Below are 5747 nucleotides of genomic sequence, written 5' to 3'. Positions count from 1 at the left end.
ACGTACACACTTGCAAATTCCGGCAATCATTATTTATTAATCTGAGTATACATTACTAAATACAAAACAGCTTAATCTTTAGAAATACTTCGATATGCAAAAAGTCACAAGTTAATAACCTGCGACTTTTCGCATTCCAGATCATACTGTTTATGATAATTTAATTTATATCCATAAAAAAGCTAAAAATCAAGATATACAAGTAGGGTTATTGCAATCCTCACTTCTCACTTGACTATAGCGCTAACGTAACTAATTCTTTGCCGTCCGTAATCTATGTACTACATTCCTTTAAACCAGATGGAGACCTCAATAAGGGATAATATCAAAACGATCAGATTCAAGTTCATAGCTTTTTTGATTATGATATAAGCTATCGCTAATGAGCTATACTCCATACCGAAACTGAGCCAGCCTCACAGTGGAAATCTGCCCATCCATCTTCACCAATAAATATTTCTCCTTGCGCATGACCAAGATGATCGATAAATTTTTTTCCTGAAAATTTTTGGCCGATTTCCATTCTTTTTATTCCCTCATCTCCATTGGACATCACAACAGCAATCCCGGAATGCTCATGTTCATCATCCCCCTCCCTGGTCCAGCCTATACAATTCGGAAAATCAAAATAATCCCTTTGATAGCCATAAGCACGGCTTTTTCTTAAAGCAAGCAGGTTCTCCAACTGTGGCATAGCTTCCATAGTCACTTCATGATCAAACCCGTCGGTACCCGTATCTGTATAGCTTGACCCGTAAACATCAGAATAGAAAATACAGGGATAGCCTGCCTCTCGTAGAAGAATCAGTGCATAGGCGTGTGCCCTGAACCAGGGCTCTACAGTTTGCTCCAGAGATTGTAATGGTTGGGTGTCATGATTTTCAACTAAAGTGACAGCAAGTTCTGGTCTGGATTCAACTAATGTTCCATGCATGATTGTGCTTAAGTCAAAGCTATTGCCTTCTTTGGACGCCCTGGAGAAATTAGCTTGCAAACACGCATCAAAAAGTGACATGCGACCATTAGTCGCTTCAATATACTTCAGCATTGATTCCAGGTCATTCGGGGACCAATATTCTCCTACGGTAAACATTTCCTGGCCGGTTTCTGCTCTCAAAAAATCTAACCATTCATTGTAAAAATCAGCGGGCATGTGCTTAATGGCATCCAGCCTTAGCCCGTCAAATCCCGCAGTTTTGTAAAACCATAAGCCCCAACGCTTTAATTCTTCCCTCACCGCGGGATTTCTGAAATCAATATCTGTCAGCATCAGATAATCATAGTTTCCGTTTTCCGTATCCAATACATCCGCCCAGCCTTCACCATATTGGTTTTGAATGCTGTATACGCCAGTCTCTTCTGTTCGGGCATCATAATCAACACCTGTAAAACATTGAAAATCCCACTTGAAATCAGAATATTTTCCATTCCGTGCTGGATAGGTGAACTTGGTGTAGGCTTCTATCTCAAATGGCTCAGAAATGAATTCATTTCGGTTTTCAGAATTTACTTTTCTGACCATAACGGGTTCATGTTCATCCGCTCCACCAAGATGATTTAAAACAATGTCCGCGTAAACCTGCAAGCCTGCATCTTTCGCAGCAGTAATGGCAGCGATAAATTCATCTTTGGTTCCATACTTGGTTGCCACACTTCCTTTTTGATCAAATTCTCCCAAGTCATAAAGATCATAGGAATCATAACCAGTGGACTTGGCGCCTTCCATTCCCTTATGGGCCGGGGGAAGCCATATTGCATCTATCCCTTTTTCTTTCAGTTGGGCGGCATCTGCTTTCACTTTTTTCCACAGACTTCCGTCTTCGGGATAGTACCACTCAAAGTACTGCAACATCGTATGATTTTCCATTCTAAGTTTATTTTAGAACATAAAACCTTAAATATTAATCATTGTTTTGGGTTAGTAATTAAGTATTGTGTAATGACATTGTTAAACCTCGGATAAAAATTTATGGCATGGAGGATGTAACATCAATGAGAATTCAAACGCTAACCGATCCAAAATCCTATATTTTTTAAACTTTTGAGCTTTATAAAATGTTCTTATCATTAAGACCCTAATAACCTGTTACAAAATTGAATAAAGAAAATTTCTCTGATCTTCCTGTTTCTGGTAACGATCCGGCAAACATCAAACTCCTGAAAGCAGCACTGGATTCCTCTATTTCCGGTATAATCATTACTGACAATACGCAGTTTGATAACCCTATAATATATTGTAATAAAGCCTTTGAAAAACTGTCCGGATATACCAGGGATAAAGTTATAGGCCGCAATTGCAGATTTCTTCAGGGAACCGAACGCGATCAGCAAGCTAGGGAAGACATACGTAAGGCGGTGAATGAGGGACATTCCATTACCGTTGAACTCCGAAATTATCGTAAAAATGGAGAGCTGTTTTGGAATGAACTGTTCATCTCACCGATCAGCATTCATGACGGTAAAGTGTCCCATTTCATTGGGGTACAGAATGACATCACCAGGCGAAAAAACGCGGAAGAAAATCTGGCGTACGAACGTGAACAAGTGGAACTTAAAATTCAGGAAAGAACAAAGGAACTAAAAGAAAATAAAGAGTATCTTGATAGTATTGTTCAGACCATTAGACAAGGTTTGTTGGTGCTTGATCCGCAATATAAAGTGATTTCAGCGAACGATTTCTTCTTAAAAACTTTTAAAGTAGAGAAAAGGGAAACTATAGGTCGCTCGCTTTATGATCTTGGAAATGGTCAGTGGAACATAGAACAGCTCAGGATATTACTAGAACAGATTTTGCCTAGTAATAATCCGGTTTTAGACTTTGAGGTTGACCACGAATTTCCTCATATTGGTAGAAAACTCATGCTCCTGAACGCCCACAGGGTGGAGCTAGAGGGAAGTTTCAAAGACAGGATACTGCTTGCTATCGAAGATATTACTGAAATTAGAGCATCAGAAAACAGAAAGGACGATTTTTTATCTGTATCCAGTCATGAATTGAAGACTCCATTGACTACCATTAAGGGATATAATCAAACCATTCTGAAGTTATTGCCCGCTGATGTTAACCCAAAGATTGCTCTGATGGTCAATAAGTCTGGGAAACAAATTGATCGACTGCAAAATATTATTACCAGTTTACTTGAAATGTCCAGAATACAATCTGGAAAACTTGTATTGGATGCTGATAAAATCGATCTCAATCAGTTAATACCTGAAATTTTAGAGGATATGAGCGAAGTGGATCAGAAGCACCGGTTGCATTTCGAAAGCCAGCTAACCAAGACTATTGCTGGTGATGAATCCCAGATTTCTCAGGTTGTTCAAAACCTTTTGACCAATGCCGCCAAATATTCTCCCGATGCTAAAGATATTAAAATCGCATTGTCGGAAGTAAGTAACTTTGCAAAAGTATCCGTTACAGATTTTGGGGTTGGAATAAGCCTGGAGGACCAAAAAATGATTTTTGACAGATTTTTCAGGGTATCCACCATTCAAAAACACTTTCCGGGAATGGGCATAGGTCTGTACATCAGTGCCCAGATAATAAAACAGCACGGCGGAACATTGTGGGTAGATAGTGAACCTGGAAGAGGTGCCACCTTTAGTTTTACATTACCATTAACAGAAAAAGGTGACCATCATGAATAGAAAAATAGTTATTTGTGATGATGATCTTGACATCGTTGAAATGTTGGAAATTGTGCTGGAGGATAGCAATTTAGAGGTGATAACCGAAACGGACAGTAGAAAGGTCATTGAGTTGATTAGTGATAATCACCCGGATGTAATACTTCTTGACCTGTGGATGCCAGTGATTACAGGGGATCAGGTTGTAAAACAAATTCGTAGTGACAGCTCAATCGCAAACATACCAATATTGATCATGTCTGCTGCGCAGGATGGCCATCAAATTGCACAGGAAGTCGGTGCAAATGGTTTCATTTCCAAACCATTTGATATTGATCAGCTGATAGAAAGAGTCCAAGAATTTATCACTTAGCGCACAATAGTTTACAGGTTCACGTATCGAGTAATTTCTGTTTTGATTACAAGGTCTCTTAATCTTTGGAAAAGTATATGCCATCTATGGATCAACAATTCAAGGTCTATCTCAAAGCACTCGGACTATAATTTTTTCATAAGGTTGTCAGTTAATCAAAACAGTCATTATGTGACAAGCTAAAAATTTGTGAGCAATGCGAGTGATCAACCTAAGTACCAGCCAAAGCTTCATAGATGTAAAATCAGTTAAATGGCAATTCAAAAAATGCTATTGTTCCCTTGCCCGCGGGATTGGATAGCATACCAATCCTCCCTCTATGGTGTGCAATGATTTCAGCGCAGAGATACAATCCTATGCCACTTCCTTCCACTAAATGACTGGTGTTTGCGATGCGGTAAAATTTTTGAAATACCTTCTCGCGCTGTTGTTCTGCAATTCCTATCCCGTTATCAATAATGGAAACACGGATGCCTGATGCATCACCTGATAGTTCAATATCTATTGTCGATTCACCCGGTGAGTATTTGATAGCGTTGTTTACGAGATTTGTCAACACCTGTGAAATTCTATATTTATCTCCTGAGACAATATAGGTGCCTGTCAGGCACGTAAAATTAATTTCAATTTCTTCATGAACCAGATTGGCATTCGATATCACTTCTTTAATTAGCTGGTGCAAGTCTACCGGTTCCTTTTTAAGTATCAGTTCAGACTTGATGTGCTGATTGGCCGGGATGATCTCTTCTATCAAACGTTCAATTTTTGCATTGGCGGAAATGGCTCGTTCTGTGATCAACTGGTGCTTGTTATCACCAATTTCAGAGATGAATTTGTACAGCAGTTGCAAATAGCCTTTAACTATAGAAAGGGGTGACTTTAATTCGTGAGTGGTAATATTCAATAGCTCATCCCGAAGGGTTTCTATTTCTTTTTTTTTTGAGACATCGATAGTTGTTCCGATGATGCGAACAGGAAGCAGATTTTCAAATATTACAGTACCCCTGACATGTAGCCAATGCACTTTTTGGTCAGCATGTCTAACACGAATTTCGAAATTATAAGTTGGTGAATCCGGGTGCATGGCATTTTTTATCTCTGATTCGCGTCGCCACCGGTCTTCAGGAAGGATAGCTTCAATGATTCTCTGCTCTGTAATAGGCTCATCCATAGACAAACCTAAATTGATTCTGTTTTGGGTAGTACACTCGATAATCTTTGTGTTCAAATCCATTTCCCAAAATCCTAACGCTACCTGGGACAAAGCGATAGCCAGATGTTCTTCAGAAATTCTGGCGGAGTTAAAAAAATTTCTCGGCAATATTTTTTGCTATTTATTTTAGCAAAGATAAAAATCGTTTGTCCAAAGGCAAAAAAGAAGCAATGGATTTATTTTATAAATGGATCACTGTACCATTCACAGCAATAACTGATTGTGTTTTGGTAACCTTATTTTTACATATTTGATAACGATGCTTGCAATGTTATACATTTCTGCATAGCATATGAGTGATCGAAGATCTCCGTTGCGATCAAACACTAAAAATTTCAGGGGAAATTTTCGAGTTTATTAAGCATGTTCGAAGCCAGAGTATCTTAATGTATCTGTTCAAAAACAGATACCGGCAAACAAAAGTCACTTTTGTTTGCCAGGCAGCTTTCCGTCCCATCAAACAAAATGGTTCAGGTCATAATATTACTGGATACAAACCCTGAGGTTTTATCGATGGACGCGTTATCAAAACTA

The 5747-nt window shown here is 38.9% G+C and carries 4 protein-coding genes; 2 read left to right on the top strand and 2 right to left on the bottom strand.

The window, feature by feature from the left end:
* Positions 1 to 379: 379 nt before the first annotated feature.
* A complete protein-coding gene (locus ON09_RS22050; RefSeq protein ID WP_010603243.1) occupies positions 380 to 1867 on the bottom strand; it encodes an alpha-amylase in 1488 nt (495 codons plus the stop codon).
* A 227-nt stretch (positions 1868 to 2094) separates the two neighbouring features.
* Here ON09_RS22050 and ON09_RS22045 point away from each other — a divergent pair, with 227 nt between their 5' ends.
* Both ON09_RS22045 and ON09_RS22040 read left to right on the top strand, forming a co-directional pair.
* Positions 2095 to 3648, top strand: coding sequence for a PAS domain-containing protein (locus ON09_RS22045; protein WP_010603242.1), 1554 nt, complete (start codon positions 2095 to 2097; stop codon positions 3646 to 3648).
* Positions 3641 to 4000 carry a response regulator gene (locus ON09_RS22040; protein ID WP_010603241.1) on the top strand — a complete coding sequence of 120 codons (360 nt, stop codon included), beginning with the start codon at positions 3641 to 3643 and terminating at the stop codon, positions 3998 to 4000. Before ON09_RS22045 ends, ON09_RS22040 begins: the two co-directional genes overlap by 8 nt.
* 244 nt (positions 4001 to 4244) lie before the next feature.
* Here the strand turns inward: ON09_RS22040 and ON09_RS22035 are convergent, their stop codons facing one another.
* Positions 4245 to 5321, bottom strand: coding sequence for a PAS domain-containing sensor histidine kinase (locus ON09_RS22035; RefSeq protein ID WP_010603240.1), 1077 nt, complete (start codon positions 5319 to 5321; stop codon positions 4245 to 4247).
* Positions 5322 to 5747 lie beyond the last annotated feature (426 nt).

This window comes from Pedobacter agri PB92, assembly GCF_000258495.1.
GTDB lineage: Bacteria > Bacteroidota > Bacteroidia > Sphingobacteriales > Sphingobacteriaceae > Pedobacter > Pedobacter agri.
This window is presented reverse-complemented; position numbering and strand designations above follow the sequence as displayed.